Here is a 26149-nt window from a genome sequence, read left to right as displayed (position 1 = left end):
CTAGAACTCGGCCCCGCAGCGCATTCTTCCCTCGGGAATGGAAGCCCCGCGGCGCGTCCGGAGCGCCAGAAACCGGCCCCGGAGGCCGTTTTCCCTCGGGGATTGTGCCTCGCGGCGCGTCCGGAGGCGGAAAGTCGGCATCCGGAGCGTTCCGCCGCTCGGGCGCGACCCCGCCCTTTTCGGCGGTGGACGGGATGTGGCTTTTCGGATGAAACAGCGTCCATGAATGCCCTCATCACTGGTGCCGGTGGCTTCCTGGGGACCTGGCTCGCTCGGGCGCTGGCCGCGCGCGGCGACCGGGTGTCATGCCTGCTGCGCCCCACCACGGACACCCGCGAGTTGGAGAAGGCCCTGGAAGGCCACCCCTGGACGCGGGTGGTGGGCGACGTGACGGACCCCGCCTCGCTGGCTCAAGCGGTGAAGGGCGTGGACGTCGTCTTCCACCTGGCCGGCATCCGCCGCGCCGCGGTGCGCGACGAGTTCATGCGCGTCAACGCGCAGGGCACCCGCCTCCTCTGCGAGGCCATGGCCGCCCTGCCCCAGCCCCGCCCCCGCCTGGTGATGTGCGGCTCGCTGGCCTCCCACGGCCCCTCCACCCCGGAGCGCCCCCACGTGGAGGAGGACGCCTTCCACCCGCATGAGTGGTACGGCGAGAGCAAGGCGGAGGGTGAGCGCATCGCGTTCTCCTTCCAGGACCGGCTGCCGGTGACGGTGATCCGCCCGCCGCGCATCCTGGGGCCTGGAGACCGGGAAAACCTGACCTTCTTCAAGCTGGGGAAGAAGGGCATCCGGCTGGAGCTGACCGGCGGCCCCCGGCCCCTGTCCCTGGTGGACGTGGAGGACGTGGTGGACCTGCTGCTCGTCCTGGCGGAGAAGCCGGAGGCCCTGGGCGAGGCGTTCTTCTGCGCCGGCCCGGAGCGGCTGACCCTGGAGGAGATGCAGGACCTGGGGGCGAAGGCCCTGGGCTTCCAGACGCGCACCTGGCGGCTGTCCCCGGCGGTGTTGACCGCCCTGGCCACGGCGGCGGACGGGGTGACGCGGCTGACCGGCCGCAAGCTCCCCCTGAACCGGAAGCTGGCGCGGCAGCTCCTGGCCCCGGCCTGGACCTGCTCCGGGGCCAAGGCCGAGCGCCTGCTGGGCTTCCGGCCGCGCCGGGGGCTGGCGGAGTCCATCACCCGCAGTGGCGAATGGTATCGCGCACAGGGCTGGTTATAGCCCCATGCGCCCAAAGGGCCGGCAGCCCACCCCGGCCCTTTGCGCTTTCGTTGACCACACCCCCTCCAGGATGGGAGGAAGCCCGACCGCCCATGCCCCCCAAAGTGCCCGCCAAAGCAGCCTTCTTCGACGTCGACGGGACGCTGGTCCGGACGAACATCGTCCACGTCTATGCCTATTACGCGACGAACCGGGGCTCGCTCCGGGGTATCGCGGGCCGAACCCTGGGCACCGCCCTGGGTCTGCCGGTGTTCGGCATCCTGGATGCCGTCAACCGCAAGGCCTTCAACGAATTCTTCTACCGGTACTACTCGGGCCTCAGCGAGGACCGGCTCGTCACCATCGCGGAGGACATGTTCGAGGACGTCCTGAAGCCCGCGCTGTACGAGCAGACGCAGGACCTCATCGACGAGGCGCGCCGCTCCGGCTGCCGCATCGTGCTCGTCACCGGCGCGCTGGACTTCACCATGCGCCCCCTGGCCCGGCACCTGGGCTGTGACGACGTCATCGCCAACAAGATGCAGTTCGTGGGCGGCAAGGCCACCGGCAAGGTGATTCCGCCCATCATCGAAGGCGCCAACAAGGCCAACGCCATCCGCGCCTACTGCGAGCGCGAGGGCCTGGCCCTCAACCAGTGCCATGGCTACTCGGACAGCGCCTCCGACTACGCCATGCTCGCCGTGGTGGGACGGCCCACCGCGGTGAACCCGGACCTGCGGCTGCGCTCGCTCGCGCGCGCGTACAACTGGCCCATCCTGGACCTGAAGTAACCCCCCACCCCTTTTCGCCGCCCCCCTTCATCCATGCGCCCGCTCAAGACGCTCCAGAAGCTGTACGACGAGGAAAGCCAGGTGGTCATCACGGAGAAGGGCAGCCCCCCGCGGGCGCTCTTCTACGGCGAGGGCTTCCTCCAGGAAGACCTGCCCGTGGGCACCCGGGTCATCTTCCCCCGCCCCCCGCTGGAGGGCGTGCCCAACGTGAAGGCCGCCATCCGCTGGGCCATCAACCACCCGGAGGGCATGGACCCGCTGCACGCGCTGCTCAAGCCCGGCATGCGGCTGACGTGCGTCATCGACGACATCAGCGTCCCCCTGCCGCCCATGGTCACCCCGGACGTGCGCCAGTCCATCCTGGAGGTGGTGCTGGAGCTGTGCGCGGACAGCGGCGTGGATGACGTGCACCTGGTCATCGCCAACGCGCTGCACCGCCGGATGACCGAAGGCGAGATGAAGCGCATGGTGGGCGAGAAGATCTTCGACGCCTACTACCCGGACCGCTACTACAACCACGACGCGGAAGACCCGGACGGCATCACGGAGCTGGAGCGCACCAGCCACAATGAAGTGGTGGCCGTGAACCGCCGCGTGGCGGAGAGCGACCTCATCGTCTACGTGAACATCAACTTCGTGCCCATGAACGGCGGGCACAAGTCCATGGGCACGGGCGTGACGAACTACGCGTCGCTGCGGCACCACCACAACCCGAAGACCATCCGCGATTCGGACTCCTACATGGAGCCGAAGGCGAGCGCGCTCTACACGAAGAACTCGCGCATCGGGACGGTCATCGACAAGACGCTGAAGGTCTTCCACATCGAGACCACGCTGAACAACCGCATGTTCGGCGCGCCCACGGACTTCCTGGCGAAGAAGGAAGAGGACTACACGGAGGCGGACCGGCTGAAGTTCCAGGCCCTGCGCTTCACGCTGTCCAAGCTGCCCCGCGCGGCGGCGCGCAAGGTGCTCAACGCCATCCCCGCGCCCTATGACGTGACGGGCGTGTTCGCGGGGGCCACGGAGCCCACGCACGCCAAGACGCTGGAGCAGAGCTGGAAGCAGTACGTGGTGCCGGTGGAGGGGCAGAGCGACATCGTCATCTTCCCCATCCCGTTCGTCAGCCCCTACAGCGTCAACTCCATCCTCAACCCGCTGCTCGTGCAGGTGATGGGGCTGGGCTACTTCTACAACCTCAACCGGGGCGTGCCGCTGGTGAAGAAGGGGGGCGTGCTCATCCTCCTGCACCCGGCCTACGACGAGTTCGACCCCGTGCAGCACCCCAGCTACATCGAGTTCTTCCACCGGCTGCTGCCGGAGACGCGGGACTCCATGAAGCTGGAGCACAAGTACGAGAAGGAGTTCGCGGAGAACCCCAGCTACGTGCACCTGTACCGGAAGGGCAACGCCTACCACGGCGTGCACCCCTTCTACATGTGGTACTGGGGCGAGAACGGCCGCCAGCACGTGGGCAAGGTCATCGTCGCGGGCGCGGAGAACAACCACGTCCCGGCCCTGCTCGGCTGGGAGCGCACGGACACCCTCTCCGAGGCGATTGAAGAGGCGCGCGGCTTCATGGGGCGCTCGGCGTCCATCAGCCTGCTGCGCATCGCGCCCACGGTGATGGTGGACGTGAAGTGAAAGGGTCGCTCACGGACATGACCACGCTTCCCCCGCTGAACGTCACCGAGGTCTTCACCGGCAAGCGCATCGTCTTCGTCGGCACCACCGGCTTCGTGGGCAAGGTGACGCTGTCGATGCTGCTGTCCCACTACGGCGACGTGCTGGACCGGGTCTACGTCATCGTGCGCAAGGGCAGCGCCGCGTCCGCGGAGCGCCGCTTCTTCGACAAGGTGGCCCCCAGCGAGCCCTTCCAGCCGCTGCGCGACCGCCTGGGCGACGAAGGCGCCATGGCGTTCATCCAGGCGAAGTGCACCATCCTGGATGGCGACATCACCGACCCCTTCGTGGGCCTGGAGGAGGCGCAGGTCGAGGCGCTCACCGGGCAGGTGCACGCCATCGTCAACTGCGCGGGCCTGGTCTCCTTCAACCCGTCGCTGGAGGTGGGCCTCAACGTCAACACCCACGGCGTGAAGAACGCGGTGGCGCTGGCGCTGCGCTGGAGCGTGCCGCTCATCCACATGTCCACCGCGTTCGTGGTGGGCAACCGCAGCGGGCTCGTCTTCGAGGACGAGCCGGTGCTGGGCTACTTCCCCAAGCACGAGGAGATGGACGGGCGCGACTTCAGCCTGGAGCAGGAGCTGGCGGACGCGGAGAAGATCGTCGCCCGCCTGCGCGAACAGGCGGATGACAAGGCGCTCACCTCCCTCTTCCGGCAGAAGGCGCTGGACCGCCTGGAGGAGGAGGGCCGCGACGCCACCGACGAGAAGACGCTGCGCCTGGCCGTGGGCCGCGAGCGCAAGCTGTGGCTGTCCGGCGAGCTGGTCCGCGCGGGCATGGAGCGCGCGCAGCACTGGGGCTGGCCCAACACGTACACCTACGCCAAGCACCTGGGCGAACAGGTGATGGCCGGGACGCCGGGGCTGCGCTACTCCATCGTGCGGCCCTCCATCGTGGAGAGCGCGGCGCACTTCCCCTTCCCCGGCTGGAACGAGGGCTTCACCACGTCCGCGCCGCTGGCGTACGCGGGCATCAAGGGCCAGCGCGGCATCCCCGCGGGCGACCACGCCATCCTGGACATCATCCCGGTGGACCAGGTGGCGGGCGCCACGCTGGGCATCACCGCGCACGCGATGCAGGTGGAGGAGCGCCGCGTCTACAACCTGGCGTCCGGTGACGTGAACCCGTTCCTCGCCAGCCGCTCCGTGGAGCTGGTGGGCCTGTACCGCCGCCGCTTCTACCGCAACCGCGAGACGGGCAACTCGCTGGTCAACTCGCTGCGCTCGCGCATCGAGCCGCAGCCGGTGAGCAAGCAGGAGTTCCAGTTGCTCAGCGCGCCCATGCTGGCGAAGGGCGCGAAGCTGCTCAAGAAGGCCATGGACGAGGTGCGGCCCGCGTGGGGCGCGCCCCGCGTGCAGGCGATGATGGACAAGGCCCGCGTCGCGCTGGACGAGGTGGAGTCCCAGGCGGGCAGCCTCACCGGCCTCATCGACCTGTTCCTCCCCTTCCTCTGGGAGAACCGCTACGTCTTCCGCTGCGACAACACGCGCTCCGTCTACGAGCGCATGGTGCCGGCGGACCGCGCGAAGATTGACTGGGCGCCGGACCGCATCGACTGGCGCGAGTACTTCCTGGGCACGCACCTGCCCGGCCTGGAGAAGTGGGTGTTCCCGGGCCTGGACGAGGAGCGCGAGAAGCGCACCGCCATCCCCGCGCACCGCGACCTGCTGGAGCTGTTCGAGGCCACCGTGCACGCGTACCGCCACCGGGTGGCGTTCCGCATGGCCGCGGGGGAGAAGGAGGAGCGCTTCACCTTCGGCGAGGTGCACCGCTACGCGGCCCGCGTGGGCAGCTACCTCATGGCCCAGGGCATCAAGCGCGGCGACCGCGTCCTGCTGGTGTCGGAGAACCGGCCGGAGTGGGCCATCAGCTACTTCGGCATCCTGCGCGCCGGCGGCACCGCCGTGCCGGTGGACCCCTCGCTCACCGAGGCGGAGGTGGTCAACATCGCGAAGCGCGCCGCCGCGAAGCAGTGCCTGGTGTCCGAGCAGGCCGCGGAGGACTTCCCCGGCCTCTTCGCCGCGCTGGGCGAGGGCGTGGGCGTGGCGAGCCTCGCGGAGGCCATGACGGGCGACCCGGCGTACCCGGACCGCATCGGCCCGGTGAAGAAGTCCGCCGCCGCCGACGACGTGGCGAGCGTCATCTTCACCTCCGGCACCACCGGCACGCCCAAGGGCGTGATGCTCACCCACCGCAACTTCGCGGCGCTGGTGGCGAAGCTGGCGGGCGCGTTCGACGTGGGCGTGGGGGACGGCGTGCTGTCCGTGCTGCCCCTGCACCACACCTTTGAGTTCTCCGCCGGCTTCCTCACGCCGTTCATGCGCGGCGCGGAGATCACGTACATCGACGAGCTCACGTCGGACCGGCTGGGGGACGTCTTCGAGACGGGCCGCGTGACGGCGATGATTGGCGTGCCCGCGCTCTGGCAGCTCCTGCACCGCAAGATTACGCAGGAGATGGCCGCGCGCCCGCCGGTGGTGGAGCAGGCGCTCAAGGCGCTGATGGCGGCCAACGGGGAGCTGCGCAACCGCAGCTCGCTCAACCTGGGCAAGCTGTTGTTCTGGCCGGTGCACCGCAAGTTCGGCGGCCGGGTGAAGGTGCTGGTGTCCGGCGGCTCCGCGCTGTCGGAAGAGGTGCACCAGGCCTTCCACGAGCTGGGCTTCACCATGCGCGAGGGCTACGGCCTCACGGAGGCCGCGCCGGTGCTGGCGGTGTCCGAGGCCACCAACAAGCGCGTGAAGGGCACGGTGGGCAAGGCGCTGCCGGGCATCGAGTTCAAGATTTTGAACCCGGACAACGACGGCATTGGCGAGGTGCTGGCCAAGGGCCCGAACGTGATGGCGGGCTACTTCGGGGACCGCGAGGCCACCGAGGCCGTGGTGAAGGACGGCTGGCTGCACACGGGCGACCTGGGCCGCATGGACGACGAGGGCCGCCTGTACCTCATGGGCCGCGCCAAGGACGTCATCGTCGACGCCAACGGCAAGAACGTCTACCCGGACGAGCTGGAGGAGCTGTACCAGGAGCACGCGCACATCAAGGAGCTGTCCATCGTCGGCCTGCCGGACGAGGCCGGCGGCGAGAAGGTGGCGTGCCTGTGCGTGCCGGACTTCAAGGACCGCCCGCGCGAGGAGGTCCGCCACGAGCTGGAGGAGCACTTCCGCAAGGTGAGCGCGGGCATGCCCTTCTACCGGCGCGTGAAGGTGCTGCGCTTCTGGGACGGCGAGCTGCCGCGCACGTCCACGCGCAAGGTGAAGCGCAAGCGCGTGGTGGAGGAGCTGCAGCGGCTGGACCGCGTGGCGGCCAGCGCGGGCCGCGTGAAGGAGAAGGCGCAGGCGGCGCCCACCACGGGCGGCGTGTCGGACTGGCTCTTCCCGCTCGTCGCGGAGGTGTGCCACCGCCCCGTGTCGGACGTGCGGGCGGACGCGCAGCTCATTGGCGACCTGGGCTTCGACTCGCTGATGCTCACGGAGATGTCCGTGGCGCTGGAGGGCGCGGGCGTGCCGCTGCCCGCCATTGAAGACCTGACGCAGGTGCAGACGGTGGAGGACCTGCGCAAGCTGGTGGTGGCCTCCGGGCGCCGGCCCTCGCAGGAGACGCGCGCGCGCGACATCAAGAAGGAGGCTGAGCGCGCGGAGGAGGCGGAGATTCCGGTGCCGGAGTCGGTGTCCGCGCTGGGCCGGCAGCTTTTGTCCTTCGGGCAGAAGGTGCTCTACGGCGGCGTCTTCGACGTGAAGGTGACGGGCAAGACGTTCATCCCGCAGAACCGCAACTTCCTGGTCATCGCCAACCACGCCAGCCACCTGGACGCGGGCCTGGTGCGCGTGGTGCTGGGCGACCAGGGCGAGCGGCTGGTGTCGCTGGCCGCGCGCGACTACTTCTTCGACACGCCGCTCAAGCGCGCGTGGTTCGAGAACTTCACCAACCTCATCCCCATCGACCGGCAGGGTTCGCTGCGTGAATCGCTGCGCGTGGCGGGCGAGGCGCTCCGGCAGGGCTTCAACGTCCTCATCTTCCCGGAGGGCACGCGCTCCAAGACGGGCGAGCTGATGGAGTTCAAGCCGACGCTGGGCTACCTGTCGCTCACCTACGGGGTGGACGTGCTGCCGCTGTACATCCACGGCGCGTACGAAGCGCTGCCCAAGGGCTCCATGTTCCCGAAGACGAAGGAGCTGGAGGTCCACGTGGGCCCGGCGCTGGAGCACGCGTCGCTGAAGGCCCGGGCGCAGGGCATGTCGCGCTCGGAGGGCTACCGCTACGTGACGCACATCGCGGAGGAGGCGGTGCGCTCGCTGAGGGCGGGCAAGGTGCTGGACCTGGAGCAGGTGGGCGCGGACCGGGACTTCACCCCGCCCGCCCGGGCCCTGCCGGAAGGGAAGGACGCGTGAAGCTGCTCGTCACCGGAGGCACGGGATTCCTGGGCACGCACCTGGTGCCCAAGCTGGTGGCCGCGGGCCACGACGTGCGCCTCATTGCGCGCTCGAAGCCGTCGGGCCCCGCGTTCGCCAACACGGAGGTGCGCCAGGGCGACCTGAAGGACCGGGACGCCGTGCGCCGCGCGCTGGAGGGCGTGGACGCCGTCTACCACCTGGCGGGGCTCGTCTCCTTCCAGAACAAGGACGCGCGGCGGATGTACGAGCTGCACGTGGACTGCACGCGCGAGTTCCTGCGCGACGTGCGCGAAGCGGGCGTGAAGCGCGTCATCCTGGGCTCCACCTCCGGCACCATCGCGGTGTCGAAGGAGGACCGCGTGGGCACGGAGGAGGATGACTACCCCATCACCACCGTGGCCCACTGGCCCTACTACCTGTCGAAAATCTACGAAGAGAAGCTGGCGCTGGAGTACTGCCGCAAGCACTCCATCCCGCTGGTGGTGCTCAACCCCAGCCTGCTGATGGGCCCCGGGGATGACCGGCTGTCCTCCACCTGGACGGTGGTGAAGTTCCTCAACCGGGAGATTCCGTCCATGCCCGGCGGCGGCATCTCCTTCGTGGACGCGCGCGACGCGGCGGACGCCTTCCTGCAGGCGCTCACCCGGGGCGAGGTGTACGGCCGCCACCTGATGGGCGTGAACATGGCCATGTCGGACTTCTTCGACCGGCTCCAGCGCCTCACCGGCGTGCCCGCCCCGCGCATGAAGCTGCCGCGCGAGGTGAACATCTGGGGCGGCAAGCTGCTGGAGCAGGTGGCGAAGTGGCGCGGTGTCACGTCCAAGCTCGACCCGCAGGAGGTCGAGATTGGCGAGCACTTCTTCTACCTGGAGCCCGCCAAGGCCGAGCGCGAGCTGGGCTTCAAGGCGCGCGACGTCCACGAGACGCTGCTGGACACCGTCCAGTACATCTACGGGAAGATGCCGCCCGGGAACCTGCCCGGCACCCGCGGCCGGCTGGCCGAGACGCGCGAAGGCACCTGACGCGCGGTGAAGAGATGGCGCGGCGGCCTACGGGCTCGCCGCGCCGCCGTGCACCCGGCCGCCGCTCACGCGCTCCACGAGCCGGGCGGCGTTCGGGTCCGTGTCCTTCTGGTGCCACACCCAGGCGGCGCCCAGGAAGGCCAGGCCCAGCAGCACGAGGATGAGCCGGGCCAGGAAGGACGGACCGCCGTCCGAGTCCGCCATGGCCTTCAGCCCACCACGCGGTTGCGGCCGGACTTCTTGGCCTTGTAGAGGTTCGCGTCCGCCACCTTGATGAACTGGGACGGCTCCGACATCTCCGAGGCCACCTCCGCCACGCCGATGGAGATGGTGACGGGGATCTCCTTGTCCTCGAACATGAAGCGCTTGTCCTCCACCAGCTTGCGGATCTTCTCCGCGAACAGGCGCGCCTTGTCCGGCCCATCCTCCGGCATGACGATGGCGAACTCCTCGCCGCCGTAGCGCGCGAAGCACTGCTCGCGGCGCACCAGCCGCTTGATGGACTGGGCCATCTCCCGCAGCACGTAGTCGCCGGCCAGGTGGCCGTGGACGTCGTTGATCTGCTTGAAGTGGTCGATGTCGAACATCATCAACGACAGCGTGCGCTGGTACCGATGCGAGCGGCCCATCTCCCGCTCCAGGTACTCCAGGAAGTAGCGCTTGTTGTTGATGCCGGTGAGACCGTCCGCGATGGTCAGCGTGTAGATGGTCTCGTGGTACTGGGTCTCGATGTTGTCGCCATCGAGGAACTTGAAGATGGAGCCGCCCACCTTCACCAGGTCCCCGCTGCGCAGCGGCTGCGCCTGGAGCACCTCCCGGTCGTTCAGGTAGGTGCCGTTGGTGGACTGGAGGTCCTCCACGTAGGTCTTGCCCTGACGGCTCCAGATGCGCGCGTGGCGGCGCGACACGTTGTCCAGGTCCACCACGATGTGGTTGTGCTGGTCCCGGCCAATGGTGAACTCGGACTCCTCCAGCACGTACTTCTTGCCCAGCTCCGGTCCGTGGATCTGCACGAGGCAGCACTCGGTGCCACGCTCGGGACCGGGGGTGAGGCTGGAGATCTTGGTGACTCGCGTTTGGTCGCCAGACATCGCCCGGCCACGCTAGCACGCAAGGTCCGGGGAAGCCACGCAAGCCAAGAGGACGCACGAGGTTGCGCCCCTCCTCCTACATGCCGCGAAACCGGGAGGTCGCCTTCCGCCCATCCACCCCGCCCGGTTGGGCACTCAACGGAAAGGCTTGCACGGGCCGGACGGGCATTGTGGGGCGGCGGCCGGGGGCTAACGTGGCCGCTACCTATGTCAAAGCTGCTGGCCATGATTCTGGCGGGAGGCGCGGGCACGCGCCTGGAGCCCCTGACCCGTGAGCGGGCGAAGCCCGCGGTCCCGTTCGGTGGGCGCTACCGCATCATCGACTTCGTCCTCTCCAACTTCGCCAACTCCGGTGTGTACCGGATGAAGGTGCTGACCCAGTACAAGAGCGACTCGCTCAACAACCACCTGTCGCGCGCGTGGCGCATGACGGCGTTCCTGGGTCACTACGTGGAGGCGGTGCCCGCGCAGATGCGCACCGGCGTGGACTGGTACAAGGGCAGCGCGGACGCCATCTACCAGAACCTCAACATCATCACGGACGAGGAGCCGGACCACATCTTCGTCTTCGGCGCGGACCACGTGTACCGGATGGACGTCCGCAAGATGCTGGACTTCCACATCGAGCGGAAGGCCGCGTGCACGGTGGCGGCCATCCCCGTGCCCATCGAGCAGGGGCGCGAGTTCGGCATCATCGACGTGGGGCCGGACGGGCGGATGCTCCAGTTCCTGGAGAAGCCCAAGGACCCGCCGCCCATGCCGGGCAACCCGAGGATGTGCCTGGCCTCCATGGGCAACTACCTCTTCACCACGGACACGCTGGTGAAGCAGGTGGTGCGCGACGCGGCGGACGAGAAGAGCGCGCACGACTTCGGCAAGTCCATCATCAGCGAGCTGTACAAGCACGAGCCCGTGTACGTGTACGACTTCGCCCAGAACACGGTGGCCGGCCAGGAGGACAAGGAGCGCGGCTACTGGCGGGACGTGGGGAACATCGACGTGTACTACCAGTCCAACATGGACCTGGTGGAGGTGGACCCGACCTTCAACCTGTACAACGACCGCTGGCCCATCCACACCCAGCCCAACAACTACCCGCCGGCGAAGTTCGTCTTCGCGGACCGGGAGAACAAGCGCGTGGGCACCGCCACGGACTCGCTGGTGGCGGAGGGCTGCATCATCTCCGGCGGCCACGTGCACCGCTCCGTGCTGTCGCCGAAGGTGCGGGTGAACTCCTATTCGGAGGTGGAGGACTCCATCCTCTTCGAGAACGTCACCATCGGCCGGCGCTGCCGCATCAAGCGGGCCATCATCGACAAGAACGTGGAGATTCCGCCCGGGATGACCATTGGCTACGACCCGGTGGAGGACAAGCGCCGCTTCCACGTCACGTCCGGCGGCGTCGTCGTCATCCCCAAGGGGATGAAGGTCACCTGAGCGCCGCGGGCGCTCCCGGAAAGCCACTCCCGGGGCGCCCGCCTTGCTTTTGACTTCAGCGGAACGCGGCCTTCACGTCCGGCCGGTTGAGCACGATGAGCGACCAGATGCCCGGCACGAGCGACAGGCAGGAGCACGGGCCGCAGCACGGGATGCAGCAGATGATGGCGGCCGTCATGGACCAGCCGTAGCTGCGCAGGTTCTTCATCTGCCAGGCGCCGAAGGCCACCAGCGCGTTGAGCACCAGCCCGGGCACGGTCGTCACCACCCGGCCCATGGGGGTCAGCAGCCACGTGACGGCGTCCTTCCACTGCTGGGGGACCTGCGGATTGTCGAAGAAGCTGGCGAGCTTCTGCGTGTCCACCGGGGTCACCATGCTCACCAGCGCGTAGAGGAAGCTGAGGCCCGCCAGCACCAGCATCAGGATGGCGGGGATGGACAGCTCCTGGGCGGCCTTCGCGCGCGAGGGGTTGAAGTCCGGCGCTGGGGGGAGGTCGTGGGTCTCGTCCATGGCGGGGGCCTCAGGCCGGCTGGCGCATCGCCGCGACGGGGCGCTTCTCGAAGGCGGCGAGCGTGGTGGCGATCTCCTGGTTCACCTGCCGCAGCATGTCCTGCTTCTCCCGGAACGGGAGGAAGGCGCTCTTGAAGCCGGACACGATGATGGTGGTGAGGTCCTCCAGCGACAGGCCCAGGTTGCGGTGGGCCAGCCACAGCTCCTTCGTCACGGTGGTGTCCGTGATGAGGCGGTTGTCCGTGTTGATGGTCACCCGCAGGCCGTAGTCGAAGTAGAACTTGAGCGGGTGGGACTCCAGCGAGGACACCGCGCCCGTCTGGACGTTGGAGGACGGGCAGACCTCCATGGGGATGCGGTGGTCGTTGACGTAGTTGAGCAGGTCCCCGTCCTCGCGCAGCCGGGTGCCGTGGCCGATGCGGTGCGCGCCCAGCGAGTGGATGGCCTGGGAGATGGACTCCGGGCCGTACGCCTCACCGGCGTGCGCGGTGCAGTTGACGTTGTTCTTGAGGATGAGGCGGAAGGCGTCCAGGTGGTCCTTGGCGGGGAAGCTGGCCTCGGCGCCCGCCAGGTCGAAGCCCACGACGCCGCGGTTCTTGTACGCCACGGACAGCTCCGCCAGGCGCATGGACGTCTGCGGGTTGATGTGGCGGATGCCGCAGACGATGACGGCGCACTTGATGCCCGTCTCCTTCTTGGCGGCGCGCAGGCCCTCCAGCACGGAGTCGATGACGGTGGTCATCTTCAGGCCCTTCTGCAGGTGCAGCGCGGGCGAGTAGCGCACCTCCAGCCAGCGCACGTTCTCCGCGGCGGCGTCCACGGCCAGCTCGTAGGCGGCGCGGTAGAGGGACTCGGCCGTCTGGAGCACGGAGAGCGTCACGTCGAAGGCGACGAGGTACTCCTCCAGGCTCTTGCACACCTGGCCCATGTGGATGGCCCTGGCCAGGCCGTCCTCGGTGTCGGCCATGAGCTTGATCTTCTGCTGCTCGGCCAGCTCCAGGATGGTCTTCAGCCGCATGGACCCGTCCAGGTGGCAGTGCAGGTCCGTCTTGGGGAGCGCGTGGAGCAGCTCCTCCGTCACCGCCAGCGTGGGGGGCGGGATGATGTCCGTACGCCGGGCGGATGAAGGGATGCCGGTGGCGTTGGGGGTTTCGTCGTCACGAATCGTGGGCATGGTCGAAGTTCCTCGCTTGCGTCATCCTCCCCAAACCATGCCGTCCCGCGCCTGTCCACGCCTGCCCCTGGTGACCTGCCTGATGTTGACGCTGGCGGTCATGGCGTGCCAGCGCTCGCCGGTGGAACCGGCCTTCCAGTACTCCAGCGATGCGCCCTCCCGGACGGGGCTCACGGCCCTGGCGGACGGGGTGCTCCTGGGCAACGAGGCGGGCGCGGTGGTGCGCCTGGACCGCGAGGGCCGGCCGGTGTGGACCGCCCGACTGGGCCGCGAGGTGGCGGTGCCCCCCGCCCTGGCCGGCGAGAGCGTCGTCGTGGGGACAGTGGTGGGCGAGGTGGCCTGTCTGTCGCTCCAGGACGGCAGGGAGCGCTGGCGCCTGGGAGGCGAGCCGCCCGTGCTGACCCCGCCCGTGGTGGACGACACGGGCCACACCGTCTTCCTGGTGGCCCCGGACGGCGCGGTCCGCGCCCTGGCGGTGGAGTCCGGCCAGGAGCGCTGGAAGCGGCCGGCGCCCGTGGCCGCGGCGCGGACCTCACCGGGACAGGCTCCGCCAGCGACAGCTCCGGGGTCCGCTCCGGGGTCCGCTCCGGTGAAACCCTTGGAGCCGCGGGGGTCCGTGGCCCCGGGGCTCCGGGCGGCGCCGGTGCTGCTGGCGGGCGTGCTGGTGGTGCCGCTCGACTCGGGGCTGTGGGCGCTGGACGCCCGGAGCGGTGAGCCGCGCTGGTCCCAGCCGGTGACGGACGTGGTGGGGCTGGACTCGGAGCGTGACACGGTGTTCGTGGCCACGCGGCCGGGCCGGGTGCTGGCGCTGTCGGTGAATGACGGGAGCACGCGCTGGGAGCAGCGCTTCGCGGACGGGGTGACGGGGCCGCCCGCGCGGGCGCTGGGCGCGCTGTGGGTGGGCGCGGGCCCGTCCTCGCTGGTGGGGCTGTCCACCTCGGAGGGCCGGGAGGTGGCGCGGGTGGCGCTGCCCTCGCCGCTGGTGGGCCGGGTGCAGGTGGGGCTGGAGGACCTGCTGCTGGTGCCCACGTCCGGCCACGAGGGACGCCTCATCGCGCTCAAGGCGCCGGGCTGGACGCCCGCCTTCACGGTGCGGGCGGACACGCCGCTGCGCACGCGGCCGGTGGTGCGCGGGGCGCGGGTGTTCGTGCTGGGACTGGACGGCCGCGTGCTGGCGTGGCGCCTGCGGGTGCCTCGGCCCGGCTGAGGACTCAGGCGCCGGAGCCGGTGGGGAGGTCCGCGCTCTCGCGGTTCGCGGACTCCACGTAGTCCAGGTCCCGGTGGAAGGTCTCCGCCAGCCGCGCCAGGGCGGCGAGCGCCAGGACGAAGCACACCGCGCCCACGGCGAGCGCCGCGTGCGCCACGCCCAGGGAGCCCTTGAGCTGGCCGAAGGCGGTGGCGGCGATGACCGCGGAGCCGCGCACGAAGTTGGGCACCGACGTGGCCACGGTGGCGCGGATGTTGGTGCCGAACTGCTCGGCGGCCATGGTGACGAGCACCGCCCAGTAGCCCACGCTCAGGCCGATGAGGAAGGTCAGCGCGTAGACGAGCGCCGGGGTGAGGCCCGGCACGAGCCCGTACACCAGCACCAGCGCGAACCAGACGCACAGGCTGAAGCCCACGGCGCGCTTGCGGCTCTGGAGCCACTGGCTCAGCACGCCGGACAGCAGGTCCCCCAGCGTCAGGCCCACGCTGCCGAAGAGGATGGCGTTGCCCGCCGTCACCGTGCCCTGCACGTGCAGGCCCGCGGTCAGCTCCGGGGCGAAGACGAAGAGGATGCCGGTGGTGAAGTAGATGGGCACGCCCACGAGGATGCAGCCCAGGTACTTGGAGAAGCGGCCCCCCGTGAGGAGCAGGAGCGCGTTCCCCTTCGCGGGGCCGGCCCTCTGGGTGAAGAGGACGGACTCGGACACCTTGAAGCGCGCGAAGAGGAGCAGGAGGCCCAGCACGCCGCCCGTCACGTAGGCCGTCTTCCAGTGCAGGTGCTGCGCGACGAGCGCCGCGACGACGACGCCCAGCATGCCCAGCGTGGCGACGACGGTGGTGCCCAGGCCGCGCTTCTCCCGGGGCAGGGACTCCGCGACCAGGGTGATGGCCGCGCCCAGCTCGCCCGCCAGCCCCAGGCCTCCGAGGAAGCGGCAGGCGGCGTAGCTGTTCACGTCCCAGACGAAGGGGTTGAGCAGGTTGGCCGCCGAGTACAGGAGGATGGAGCCGAACATCACGGACAGCCGCCCCCGCTTGTCACCGAGCAGCCCCCAGAAGAGGCCGCCCACCATCATCCCCGCCATCTGCGCGTTGTAGATGAACAGCCCCTTCTGGAAGATGTCGGAAGGGTCCGTGAGGCCCAGGTCCTTCAGCGACGCGACGCGCACCACGCCGAACAGCGTGATGTCGAAGAGGTCCACGAAGTAGCCCAGGCCCGCCACGAGGACGGTGAGGTTCAGGACCGAGCGCAGTTCCCGGAGGCGGTTCATGGCGCGCGACCCTACCGCTTCTGGCCCGGGCGGGAAGGACGACTCCAGCGCCCGCGCTGACTGCCGCCCGGGCAAACACAGACATCCTCCACGCCTGCCCACCCGGGCGGCCCGGGAGAAGCGGCGCGCGGGGCCTCCGCCCTCCCGCCGTCCCCATCCGGGCGTGACAGGAGATCCACACCGCGCGGTGCTTCCAGAAGAATTCCCTGGAAGGTAGGTTTTACGGCATGTCCGTGTTGGAGGCCGTGGCGAGGCAGCGCGTGGTGGTGCTGGCCGTGGTGCTGGGCCTGTGGAGCCCCGCGTGGGCGGACGGGCCGTGGCGGGTGGTCGCGCGCGTGGTGTCCGCCGAGGACCGCGCACTGCTGGAGCGGGTGCGGGGGCAGAGCAGCGACCTGCCGGTGGTGCTGGAGGTGGAGGCAGGCCGGTCCATGGACGCGGGCCCTGGTGGGGCGTGGCGTGAGGCGGAGCGGCTGGCTTCGCGCAGGGACGCTCGCGCGGTGTTGTGGTTCACGCGCGACGGGGCGGCGCTGCGGGTGTCGGTGGCGGCGCCCAAGACGGGCCACCTGTTCGTGAGGAGCGCACGGGTGGAGGGCGCGCCGGAGACACTGACGTGGTCCGTGGGCGCGGAGGCCCTGGCGTTGGCGGTGCGCTCGGCGCTGCGCGCGGTGGACGCGGGCGAACCGCTGGGCGAAGTGGTCGCGCCCCCTCCCCCACCGCCCGTGGTGGCGCCGCCGGTGGCCGAGGCGCCGGTGGCCAAAGCTCAGGTAGTCGAGGCTCCAGTGGCCGAGGCTCCGGTGGCCAGAGCTCAGGTAGCCGAGGCTCCCGTGGCCAAGGCTCCGGCGGACGGGGCCTTCGTCCAGGTGGGCATGCACGCGGCGCTGGACGGGTATCACGCCTGGGGACAGCAGGGGCTGAGCGTGGGCGCGGGATGGGCGGGCCGGGAGCTTCGCCTTCGCGCGCAGGTGCTGGCGGCGCTGCCGGTGCACCTTCGGGACGCGTACGCGGACATCCGCCTCATGCAGGGCGCCGTGCTGGCGTGGGCGGACGTGCCCTTCGTGAAGGCGGGCGCGTGGGAAGGCACGGTGGGTCTCGGGGCGGGGGTCGTGGCCTTCTGGCGGCGCACGGAGGCCCGGGCCGCGGAGGTGGAGCCCACGCCGTCGCGGATGGTCGCGGCCTTCGTCGTGGGGCCGGCGGTGCGCGTGGCGTGGCGGGTGGCGCCGGCGCTCGCGCTGGAGGTGGCGCTGTCGGGAGAGGTGCTCCTGGGACGGCCCCGGCTGGGCTACTCGGTGGACGGCGAGTTCGTGCTCCGGGAGGACGGGGCGTCCGTGCGTCCCCGCCTGGGAGTGGGGATGGTGATTTTTCCGTGAGCACCGATGACCCGATCTGGCGGCGTCCCTTCTCCTTGGGGGGCATGAGGAGCTCGGGCTCACATGCGACCGTCGCGCCCCGGGGCGAGGACGCCCGGCTGACGGCGGCCATGCGGGGACAGCGCGACGCGACCGAGTCCCTGCTCCTGGAGCTGCTGCCGCGCGTGCGCAACCTGGTGCGCTACCTGGTGCGAGGGGACTCGGACGTGGAGGACATCGCCCAGGAGTCGCTCATCGCGCTGGTGCGGGGCCTGCCCACCTATCGCGGCGACGGGCGTTTCCACGGCTGGGTGGACCGGGTGGTGGTGCGCACCACGTTCGCGTGGCTCAAGCGTTCACGCGGACGCGAGGCCCGCTACAGTGGGGACCCGGTGGAGCTGTTGGCGGTGCCATCCGACGAAGCGCCGGCGGACGAATATCTGCACCGCCGTCACCTGGTGGCGTTACTGGACAGGTTGTCGACGGAGCAGCGGCACGCGCTGGTGCTGCACCACGTCCTGGAATTGAGCGTGCAGGAGATTTCGACAGAGCTGGGCGTCCCCTTCGAGACCGTGCGCAGCCGGCTGCGCCTGGGACGCACCGCCCTGCGCGCGCTGGCCTCGGACGGCGAGTCACCCGAGGGGGAGTCGTCATGAGCCCCCGCCCCCCCGGCGACGGTGACGGTGAGCCGCTGGACGACCTGCTGCGGCCCCTGGACAACGGCAGCGGGCCCGCGCGGCGGCTGTCCCGGCAGCGGTCGAGCGCGCTCGTCCAGGCGGCGCTGGACGCGGCGCTCCAGCAGGCGCCGGAGCCTCCGCGAAGACGCAGGCGGCCTCCCGTGTGGTTGATGGCAGGCGCGGCGCTCGTCTTCACGGGGGCCGCGGCCGCCGCCGTGTGGCGCTATGCGCGGCCCGAGCAGCCGCCCCCGCAGGTGCTGAAGCCGGCCGTGCCGGAGCCGACGCGGATGGCCACGCTGGAGCCGGTCCCCCTGCCCCCGCCCGCGCCGCCCGAGCCCTTCGTCATCGAGCATCCCCGGCCGCTGCGTCCGAGCATCACGGTGAAGGAATCATCGAAGCCGGAGGACCTGCTGCGGCAGGCCAACGCGCTCCGGTCCGAGGGCAAGTGGAGGGACGCGGAGGGCCTGTACCTGCGCGTCATCCGCGCGGAGCCATCGTCGCTGGCTGCGTACGTCGCGCGCGTGGCGTCGGGGTCGCTGCGGCTGGAGCACCTGGGTGACGCGCGAGGCGCCCTGCGTCAGTACCAGGACGCGGTGCGGCTGCAACCCGGTGGCATGTTGGATCCGGAGGCGCGCCACGGCATGGCGGAGGCCCACCGGGCGCTGGGCGACACCGCGGCGGAGGCCCGGGCGCTGGGAGAGTTCCTCACGCTGCATCCGGACTCACCGCTGAGCGCGGCGTCGCGCGCGCGGCTTCGGGAGCTGTCACCGCCATGAGGTTGCGAACGCCAAGGCACGGCCTTTCTCCCAAACCTTCGGACACGAAGTCCGCCCCATGGATGAGAAGGTGAGAACCCTGCGGGGCCGCCCTGTCCGCGGCGAGCAGCGCGAACCTGTCCGACAGTCGGACAGGTCTGGGCCGCGCCAGCGCGCTCCCCCAGAGGTCTTCCAGCGGACCCGCCTCGTCACCCGCTGGGGGCAGGGGGCTACCGCTCCGGCCGAGCAGCGGAAACCGGTCCGACTGTCGGACAGCTTCGAAGGAACGCCCCCTCCTCGGGCCCAGCGTGGCGGACGGCGCGCCAGCGCCCTCCGAGCCGTGGAAACCGGTCCTACTGTCGGACAGCTTCGAAGGAAACCGCCGTCTCGGGCCTCCGCATGGCGGACGGCGCGCCCGCGCCCTTCAAGCTGTGGAAACGGGTCCGACTGTCGGACAGGTTCGGAGGAACGTCGGTTCCTGGGTGCGCCGCGTGGCGGGCTGTGCGCCCACTCCCTCCGAGCAATGGAAACTTGTCCGACTGTCGGACAGGTTTGGGGCGCTCCGAGCCCGAGTGCCTGGCGTGGCGGGCGGCGCGCCTGTGCCCTCCGAGCCCTGGAAACCGGTCCGACTGTCGGACAGGTTTGGCCGCTTCGGGCCTGGGGCCCATGGGCTGTGCGCATTGGCCTGACGAGGCTCCCTTGGCTCTGGCAGGAGGACTCCTCGTATGACGCTTCACGGTGACGCCCCCATGCGGCTCCGCGTCGCAGGGTTCGTGGTCTGGACCGCGCTGATGGGTGCCTCTTGCACGGTGGATGATCCGGTGGCCACGCTGCGTTCGCCCGACGCGGGGACCGATGTTCCGGATGAATGGGCGGCGCACTGCGCGGACAGCGGACCTCCACTCCTGCTGGGGAACCCCGCAGCGGGCCCGCAGGTGTGCAGCGGCCAGTTGGCGCAGAGGCTGTTCCTCCGCGCGGCGTGCTCCTGCGAGGGTCTGTCCCTCAGTGCTCCCTTCACCGTGGATGCGTTCCGCAGCAGCGCGGGTCCCTACGCTCCCGGCAGTCCGGGCGGCGACGTGGGCGTGAACGGCGTCCTGTCCGCGAACGACCGCGTCACGGTGGGCGGCTCGCTCCAGGTGGGCGGCGTCCAGCTCAGCAGTCCTCTCACGGTGGGCGGTGGCCTGGACAGCAACGGCCCCCTCTCCGGCCCCGGCGCCACCGCCACTGTCGCCGGTGACGCGCGGGTGAACGGGGATATCGGGCTCGCCGCGCTCACCGTGGGCGGCGTGCTCACCGTCCCTCCGGAGTTCTCCCCGGGCCCGGCACAGGCGTCGGAACTGCGCCGTGAGCCCGTGCCCCCGGTCATCCCCTGTGACTGCGACGAGGGCTCCCGCTTCGACCCGGCCGCGCTCATCGCCCACCACACCGTGGACAACGACAACGCGGCCATCGACCTGGACCCGGCGACGCTGACGGACGTCACCGGCGAGCGCGTGCTGGAGCTGCCTTGTGGCCGCTTCCTGCTGACGCGCATCGCGGGGCCGGGCCACGCCACGCTGCGCATCCGGGGCCGCACCGCGCTGTTCATCCCCGGCGGCGTGGACCTGAAGGAAGCGCTCACCGTGGACGTGCAACCTCCCGGCGAGCTGGACCTCTTCCTCTCGGGAGGATTCATCGTGTCCGGCGACCTCACGCTGGGCTCGGCCGCCCTGCCCTCGCGGGTGCGCGTCTACGTGGCGGGCTCGCAGGCGCTGGACATCTCCGCGGGCAGCACGCTCGCGGGCAACCTCTACGCGCCCCAGGCCCAGCTCAACCTGAGCGGCAACACGGAGGTCTTCGGCTCGCTGTTCGTGCGCCACCTGGAGGCGTCCGGCGCGGTGCGGGTGCACCACGACGCGGACGTGCTCGGCGCGGGCGCCGCGTGCCCCGCCGGTTGACTCAGCGGAACACCACGGTCTTGTGACCGTTGAGCAGGATGCGGTGCTGCACGAACCACGTCACCGCGCGGCCCAGCACCACGCTCTCCACGTCGCGCCCCATCGCCGTCAGCGCCTCCGGCGACAGCGTGTGGTCCACGCGCTCCACGTCCTGTTCGATGATGGGCCCCTCGTCCAGGTCGCCCGTGACGAAGTGGGCCGTCGCGCCAATCAGCTTCACGCCCCGGTCGTAGGCCTGCTGGTACGGCCGCGCGCCCTTGAAGCTGGGCAGGAACGAGTGGTGGATGTTGATGAGCCGCCCGCGCAGCGCATCACACGTCCCGGCGGAGAGGATCTGCATGTACCGGGCGAGCACCACCAGGTCCACGCGCTGCTCGCGCACCAGCTCCAGCAGGCGCGCCTCCTGCCGTTCCTTGTTCTCCGGCGTCACCGGCAGGTGGTGGAACGGAATGTCGTGGGACGCGGCCAGTTGGTAGAAGTCCCGGTGGTTGGACACGATGGCCGGGATCTCCACCGGCAGGATGCCGCTGCGGTAGCGATACAGCAGGTCGTTCAGGCAGTGGCCGATCTTCGAGACCATCAACAGCACGCGGGGCTTCTCCGCCGCGTCGTGCAGGTGCCACTCCATCGCGAAGCGCCCCGCGAGCGCCCCGAAGGCCTCACGCAGCGCCGCGGGCTCCGCCTTCCCCTCTTCATCCGCGAAGTGCACGCGCATGAAGAACAGCCGCGTCCGCGGGTCGCCGTACTGGGCGCTGTCGAGGATGTTGCAGCCGTGCTCGGTGAGCCAGCCGGAGACGGCGTGGACGATGCCGCGCTGATCCGGGCACGACAGCGTGAGGATGTATTGGGCGGGACGCTCGGTCATGGGCGGTGGCGAATATAGCCCCGCGGAGGGAAGGCCCGTCCCTGGCGCGGCGGGGATTGTCCGGTGCCATGCGCGCGACACTTCCCTCCCCGGAAAGCGAACCTGGACTCTGGCCTGAGATGGCCGACCGCCTCACAGCCGACGGGCCCCGCAGCCGCAGACCGGTGCCGGACTCCCTGCGCGAATACGGCCGGGGCATCGCGGGGGGCCTGCTCTTCAGCCTGCCGCTGCTCTACACGATGGAGGTGTGGTGGGCGGGCTTCACGTCCCATCCAGGCAACGTGCTGGGCTACCTGGTGGCCACGTACGTGCTGCTGCTCGGATACAACCGCTACGGCGGCTTCCGGCGGGACGTGTCCTGGTTCGACGTCTTCACGGACTCGCTGGAGGAGCTGGGGCTGGGGCTGCTCGTGTCCACGGCCGTGCTCGTGCTCATTGGCCGCATTGGCCAGGGCACGTCCCTGCAGGAGGCGGTGTGCATGGTGGTGGTGGAGGCCGGCACGGTGGCCATCGGCGTGTCGGTGGGCACCGCGCAACTGGGCGGCCAGCACCGCGAGGAGAACGAAGAAGAGGACCAGAAGCGGCTGGAGTCCGCGGACCACGTCCCGGGCCAGTTGGTCATCTCGCTCTGCGGCGCGGTGCTGTTCGCGGCCAACGTGGCGCCCACGGAGGAGATCGTGATGATCGCCGTGGAGACGCAGCCCGGGTGCCTGCTGGGGCTCGCGCTGCTGTCGCTGCTGCTGGGCGGGCTCATCCTCTTCCAGAGCGACTTCACCCGCGCGCACCGCTTCACGCGCCGCCGTCTGCGCAGGGACGTGTTCGCGGGCACGTTCGTCACGTACGCGGTCGCGCTGCTGTCGAGCGCCCTGGTGTTGTGGTTCTTCGGCCGGTTCACCGGCAACGGACTGAGCGTCTGCGTGGCGCAGGTGGTGGTGCTGGGACTGGCCTCGACGCTGGGGGCCTCGGCGGGGAGGTTGCTCATCCAATCATGAAGGCGAACTGGAACTGGCTGGAGGGCGTCGTCTTCATCTCGAGCTGCGTGCTGGTGGCGCTGGTCATGGGCTACCTGGCGGTGGACGCGTGGACGACGAGCAGCGGTCCGCCGGACCTGACCGTGCGGGTGGGCACGCCGGTGGCCAGCGCGAACGCGAGGGAGTGGCGGGTGCCCGTCACGGTGACGAACCACGGCGACTCGGCGGCGGAGGAGGTCCACGTGCGTGTGTCGCCGCGAGGCGGCCAGGAGCCGAAGGAGGAGGCGGAGTTCGTGCTGGCGTACGTGCCACGCCACTCCCAGCGGGAGGCCTGGGTCTCCTTCCGGCAGGAGCCGACTCCCGAGCGCGTGGAGGCGCGCGCGGTGGGCTTCGCCACGCCCTGACACCCGCTGCTATCCTGGCGGCACATGCGCGCCAGGAAGACGTGGTGGTGGGCCGCCGTGCTCGTCCTCGGATTGGGCGTGGCCGGGGTGTCCTTCCGGGAGCCGCGAGGCCAGGACGCATCCTCGAATCCGGGGGCTCGCGATGCGGAGACAGGGCACGCGAGAGCGCGCTTCGCTCCGCTGCGGGCTCCGCGTGCGGAGGGCTCGCTGCGCATCACCGGCGTCGTGCGTGACGCGCGGGGCCCTGTCGCGGGCGCGCGCGTATTCGCATCCCGCGCGGAGCCGGAGGTCACGTTGTCGGAGCGCTCGTGTCCCCCTTCCGAGGATGCGTCCGCTGCGTCTTCGCGCTGGCTGACGCAGTGCTGGAACGAAGCCTTCGACGAACTCGTGGACCAGGTGGACCAGCGCGAGGGAGAAGCCCCCATCGTCGCGGAGACCACCAGCGCGGAGGACGGCACCTTCGTCCTGGATGGCCTTGCCGACGGGCAGGTCTCACTCCAGGCCTCCAGCGGCCAGGGCGTGGCGATGATCCCGGACGTGACGACGGGTCAGCAGGGCGTGGTCCTCGTGCTCGACGAAGGTCTCTTCTTCGAGGGCGTGGTCCTGGGTGATGTGCCGGAAGCCAACCCCATCGCGGGGGCTCGCATCACCGTCTTCTCCCTGGAACACACGCGCTTCTTTCCCGCGACCAGTGGCGCGGATGGACGCTTCCGCATCGGGCCGGTACCGCCGGCCGACCATGGCATCCTCATCACGGCCCCGGGGTTCAGTCCGCTCCTGAGCGTGAAAGCGGATCCGCTGAAGACCACCTTCCTCCTCTACCGCCCCGCGAAGCACGCGGGCACGGTATTGACGGCGAAGGGAGCTCCCGCGCCCGGAGTCTCCGTCCGCTTCTTCCTGCCCAGCATCACTCCCGAATGGCGCACCGCCCTCACAAATGCGCAGGGACGCTTCTCCTTCCCTTCCCTTGAAGGCATGTCCGCCGAGTTCTTCGCGGAGTCCCCGGCGCACGACGGCTTCGCGCACCTGGGCACCGAGCCGCGCGAGGACATCATCCTCACGCTGGGGCCCGGCATGGTCGTCCAGGGCACCGTCAGAGATGAGGCCGGAAACCCGATTCCCGGCGCCCAGGTCGAGGCCTTTCACGGCAATGAGACCGCACCGTCGCAGCGAGGCAGGACCGTCACGGATGCCCGAGGCCATTACCGGCTGGGGCCCCTGTTCCGGCTGCCGCTCTTCGTGGGGGCCCACGCCGAGCGCCACGTCGACAAGACGGTGGAGTACGAGGAACCCGGACAGGACGAGGCTTCGCTCGACTTCACCCTGCCTCGCGCCGTCTCCGTGGAGGGCGTCCTCGTCGACGAAGCGGACCAGCCGCTCGCGGGCTTCGAAGTGCAGTTGCATCGGGGCCGGCCGTCGCCCCCCTACCTGGGTGCCATCACGGACTTGACCGTGACGGACGAAGCCGGACGCTTCCTCCTGGACGCGGAGGAGGCGGGCTCCGCGTGGCTGGACGTCGAGGACGCGACCTTCATCCCCCAGCGCTTCACCGTGACGCTTCCGTCGAACAACGTACGGCTGGTGCTGCGCCGGGGCGCGAGCGTCGCTGTCACCGTCTTGAGCGCGGCGGGTGCGCCGGTGCGGGGCGCCCTGGTGACACTCTGGAAGCGCGATGCGCGCGGCGAGTCAGACCATGCCGCTGTCACCGATGCGCGAGGCCAGGTCACGCTCCAGGGGGTGGCTCCGGGCAGTTACGTGGCGGAGGCCCTGGTTCCAGGACGGGACGTGGATGTCAACGCCTCGCGACCGCTGGAGGTCCAGCAGGGAGAGGCGCCGTCCGTGACGCTGAGGGTGGAGGAAGGCCGGACCCTGCGGGGCGTCGTCGTGACGTCCCAGGGTCGCCCCCTGCACGGAGTCCTCATCCGCGCGAACATCCTGGACGCGGACCGGCCCCTCTACCGTGGCGAACGGTTCAGGACACGAGCGCAGCGCACCGTGGGGGTCCACACGGATGCCGAAGGCCACTTCATCCTGCGCTCGCTGACCGCCGCCCGCCATGAGCTCACCGCCACGCTCGATGAATATGCCCTGGACGTCCAGACCTCGCAGGGCGTCCGTCCTGAAGGGACCGACTTCGCCGTGCTGGACCGGGACACCACGGAGGTCCGGCTGGTGCTGCGGCGCATCCCGCATGTGCGGGGCCGGGTGCAAGCGGAGGGCGGAGCCCCCCTGAAGTCCTTTGACGTGAATGGCCATCCGTACACGACCCCGGATGGCAGCTTCGACCGGCCCCTGTACGAAGCCAGCGGCCCCCAGCGGATCGTGGTGCAGGCCGAAGGGTTCGCGCCGGTGGACCGCACCGTCACACCGGACGGAGAAGACGACGTGGACCTCGGCACGCTCCTGCTGACGCGGGGAAGGACCCTGAGGGTGTTCCTGCGCGAGGCGGCGACGGGTGCGCCGTACACCGGACGCGTTCGCGACGACTCAGGCAAGGAGGTGACGGTGGCCGTCAGCCATCACGTCGAGGAAGACGGCGTCGCGGACGGCCCCTCCTTCCGGACGCCGACGGAAGTCGTGCCCGCGAAGGACGGCTCACTGCTGCTGGAGCGGCTGCCCACCACGGCGTGCACGCTCGAGGTGGACACCCAGGTCCACCTGCCGCTGCGCGTGACGGTGGGCGCGCAGCAGGACAGCACCACGCTCTCGCTCGAGAAGGGCGCCCGGGTGACGGGCCACGCCCGCGACGCGCAAGGCCAGCCCGTGAAGGCCCGGCTCCACTTCACGCGCTCCGATGGCACGACGCATCGACGCTGGCCCCCCGCGGGTGACTTCACGCTCAGGGCCATTCCCCCGGGGCTCTACACGGTGGAGGCCTGGGCGGAGGAGCGGTCGGCGGACGTCCTCTTCCAGCCCCGCGCCGTGCGGATCCCCAGCAGTGGCGACGTCACGCTCGAATTCGACGCCCTGGGCACGGGCACCACCGTCACGCTCCGGCTGCCAGAGGACGTCGACACCGCGTTCTTGCTGTCCGGACAGGCTCCCCTCCCCGACAGCCGCATGGACTTCCATCACCTGTTCATGCAGCAGCATCCCGTGAAGGAATGGACCGGCATGTCCGTCACGTTCCGCCGTGTGCCCGCCGGCCACTACACCGTCCTCGCGCGCAACCGCGAAGGGGACCGCATCCACCGCGAAGAGCTGGACGTGCCCGCCGGAGGCAGCGTGTCCCGCGACATGAAGCCGGTGTGGCGGCCCTTCGCGCGCTGACGCACGGCGCAGGGGCCCGCTATCCTGCCGCGCATGGGGAATGGCAGACCTGGGGGACTGAAGCCTTGGCTGGGAGCCGTCGCGCTCGCCGTCGTCGCGCTCCTCGCCCTCCTCCTGTGGAACACCGAGCCGCCTGCGTCCGCGAAGGACTCGCCC

20 protein-coding genes are annotated in these 26149 nt (G+C 70.3%); 14 read left to right on the top strand and 6 right to left on the bottom strand.

The window, feature by feature from the left end:
- Positions 1-222: 222 nt before the first annotated feature.
- The 5 genes from K8556_RS31035 (at position 223) to K8556_RS31015 (ending at position 9081) form a co-directional block, all read left to right on the top strand.
- Complete coding sequence (locus tag K8556_RS31035; protein ID WP_223743725.1) at positions 223-1215, top strand: NAD(P)-dependent oxidoreductase; 993 nt, start codon at positions 223-225, stop codon at positions 1213-1215.
- 104 nt (positions 1216-1319) lie between these two features.
- On the top strand, positions 1320-1985 hold the full coding sequence (locus K8556_RS31030) for an HAD family phosphatase (protein ID WP_223646549.1): 666 nt from the start codon (positions 1320-1322) through the stop codon (positions 1983-1985).
- Positions 1986-2018: 33 nt separating this feature from the next.
- Entirely contained in the window at positions 2019-3629 is a 1611-nt protein-coding gene (locus K8556_RS31025; RefSeq protein ID WP_223743724.1) for a lactate racemase domain-containing protein, read from the top strand.
- Between the two features lie 17 nt (positions 3630-3646).
- Positions 3647-8056: an AMP-binding protein gene (locus K8556_RS31020; RefSeq protein ID WP_223743723.1), complete on the top strand. Its 4410-nt coding sequence runs from the start codon at positions 3647-3649 to the stop codon at positions 8054-8056.
- On the top strand, positions 8053-9081 hold the full coding sequence (locus K8556_RS31015; protein WP_223743722.1) for an NAD-dependent epimerase/dehydratase family protein: 1029 nt from the start codon (positions 8053-8055) through the stop codon (positions 9079-9081). The genes K8556_RS31020 and K8556_RS31015 overlap by 4 nt, the downstream gene beginning before the upstream one ends.
- 27 nt (positions 9082-9108) lie before the next feature.
- On the opposite strand, the gene K8556_RS31010 is transcribed toward K8556_RS31015, so the two are convergent.
- Complete coding sequence (locus tag K8556_RS31010) at positions 9109-9285, bottom strand: hypothetical protein (RefSeq protein WP_223743721.1); 177 nt, start codon at positions 9283-9285, stop codon at positions 9109-9111.
- Positions 9286-9290: 5 nt separating this feature from the next.
- Entirely contained in the window at positions 9291-10172 is an 882-nt protein-coding gene (locus tag K8556_RS31005; protein ID WP_223743720.1) for a GGDEF domain-containing protein, read from the bottom strand.
- Positions 10173-10379: 207 nt separating this feature from the next.
- Between K8556_RS31005 and glgC the strand changes: the two genes are divergently transcribed.
- Positions 10380-11609, top strand: a complete 1230-nt coding sequence (gene glgC / locus K8556_RS31000; protein ID WP_223743719.1) for a glucose-1-phosphate adenylyltransferase — start codon at positions 10380-10382, stop codon at positions 11607-11609.
- A 55-nt stretch (positions 11610-11664) separates the two neighbouring features.
- On the opposite strand, the gene K8556_RS30995 is transcribed toward glgC, so the two are convergent.
- Entirely contained in the window at positions 11665-12120 is a 456-nt protein-coding gene (locus tag K8556_RS30995) for a hypothetical protein (RefSeq protein ID WP_223743718.1), read from the bottom strand.
- Between the two features lie 10 nt (positions 12121-12130).
- Positions 12131-13294: an adenosine deaminase gene (gene add / locus K8556_RS30990; protein ID WP_223743717.1), complete on the bottom strand. Its 1164-nt coding sequence runs from the start codon at positions 13292-13294 to the stop codon at positions 12131-12133.
- An 82-nt stretch (positions 13295-13376) separates the two neighbouring features.
- Between add and K8556_RS30985 the strand changes: the two genes are divergently transcribed.
- The gene (locus K8556_RS30985) at positions 13377-14501 is read left to right on the top strand and encodes a PQQ-binding-like beta-propeller repeat protein (protein ID WP_223743716.1); all 1125 of its coding nucleotides are present in this window, start codon (positions 13377-13379) and stop codon (positions 14499-14501) included.
- A 4-nt stretch (positions 14502-14505) separates the two neighbouring features.
- Here K8556_RS30985 and K8556_RS30980 read toward each other — a convergent pair whose 3' ends face one another.
- Positions 14506-15768 carry an MFS transporter gene (locus tag K8556_RS30980; protein ID WP_223743715.1) on the bottom strand — a complete coding sequence of 421 codons (1263 nt, stop codon included), beginning with the start codon at positions 15766-15768 and terminating at the stop codon, positions 14506-14508.
- A 227-nt stretch (positions 15769-15995) separates the two neighbouring features.
- Between K8556_RS30980 and K8556_RS30975 the strand changes: the two genes are divergently transcribed.
- From K8556_RS30975 to K8556_RS30960, 4 genes are all read left to right on the top strand, one after another.
- Positions 15996-17135: a hypothetical protein gene (locus tag K8556_RS30975; RefSeq protein WP_223743714.1), complete on the top strand. Its 1140-nt coding sequence runs from the start codon at positions 15996-15998 to the stop codon at positions 17133-17135.
- Between the two features lie 44 nt (positions 17136-17179).
- A complete protein-coding gene (locus tag K8556_RS30970) occupies positions 17180-17770 on the top strand; it encodes an RNA polymerase sigma factor (protein ID WP_223743713.1) in 591 nt (196 codons plus the stop codon).
- On the top strand, positions 17767-18567 hold the full coding sequence (locus K8556_RS30965; protein ID WP_223743712.1) for a tol-pal system YbgF family protein: 801 nt from the start codon (positions 17767-17769) through the stop codon (positions 18565-18567). The genes K8556_RS30970 and K8556_RS30965 overlap by 4 nt, the downstream gene beginning before the upstream one ends.
- Before the next feature lie 770 nt (positions 18568-19337).
- Complete coding sequence (locus tag K8556_RS30960) at positions 19338-20483, top strand: hypothetical protein (RefSeq protein WP_223743711.1); 1146 nt, start codon at positions 19338-19340, stop codon at positions 20481-20483.
- 1 nt (position 20484) lies between these two features.
- Here the strand turns inward: K8556_RS30960 and purU are convergent, their stop codons facing one another.
- Positions 20485-21348, bottom strand: a complete 864-nt coding sequence (gene purU, locus K8556_RS30955; RefSeq protein ID WP_223743710.1) for a formyltetrahydrofolate deformylase — start codon at positions 21346-21348, stop codon at positions 20485-20487.
- A 119-nt stretch (positions 21349-21467) separates the two neighbouring features.
- Here purU and K8556_RS30950 point away from each other — a divergent pair, with 119 nt between their 5' ends.
- Genes K8556_RS30950 through K8556_RS30940 form a run of 3 tightly spaced genes read left to right on the top strand, consistent with a single transcriptional unit; the run spans position 21468 to position 25993 of the window.
- Positions 21468-22340, top strand: coding sequence for a TIGR02587 family membrane protein (locus K8556_RS30950; protein ID WP_223743709.1), 873 nt, complete (start codon positions 21468-21470; stop codon positions 22338-22340).
- Positions 22337-22723, top strand: a complete 387-nt coding sequence (locus K8556_RS30945; RefSeq protein WP_223743708.1) for a hypothetical protein — start codon at positions 22337-22339, stop codon at positions 22721-22723. Before K8556_RS30950 ends, K8556_RS30945 begins: the two co-directional genes overlap by 4 nt.
- A 24-nt stretch (positions 22724-22747) precedes the next feature.
- A complete protein-coding gene (locus tag K8556_RS30940) occupies positions 22748-25993 on the top strand; it encodes a carboxypeptidase regulatory-like domain-containing protein (protein WP_223743707.1) in 3246 nt (1081 codons plus the stop codon).
- Positions 25994-26149: the final 156 nt, after the last annotated feature.

The organism is Corallococcus sp. AS-1-12 (assembly GCF_020036995.1).
GTDB lineage: Bacteria > Myxococcota > Myxococcia > Myxococcales > Myxococcaceae > Corallococcus.
The sequence above is the reverse complement of the archived record's forward strand: the minus strand, read 5'-3'. Positions and strand labels throughout refer to the sequence as shown.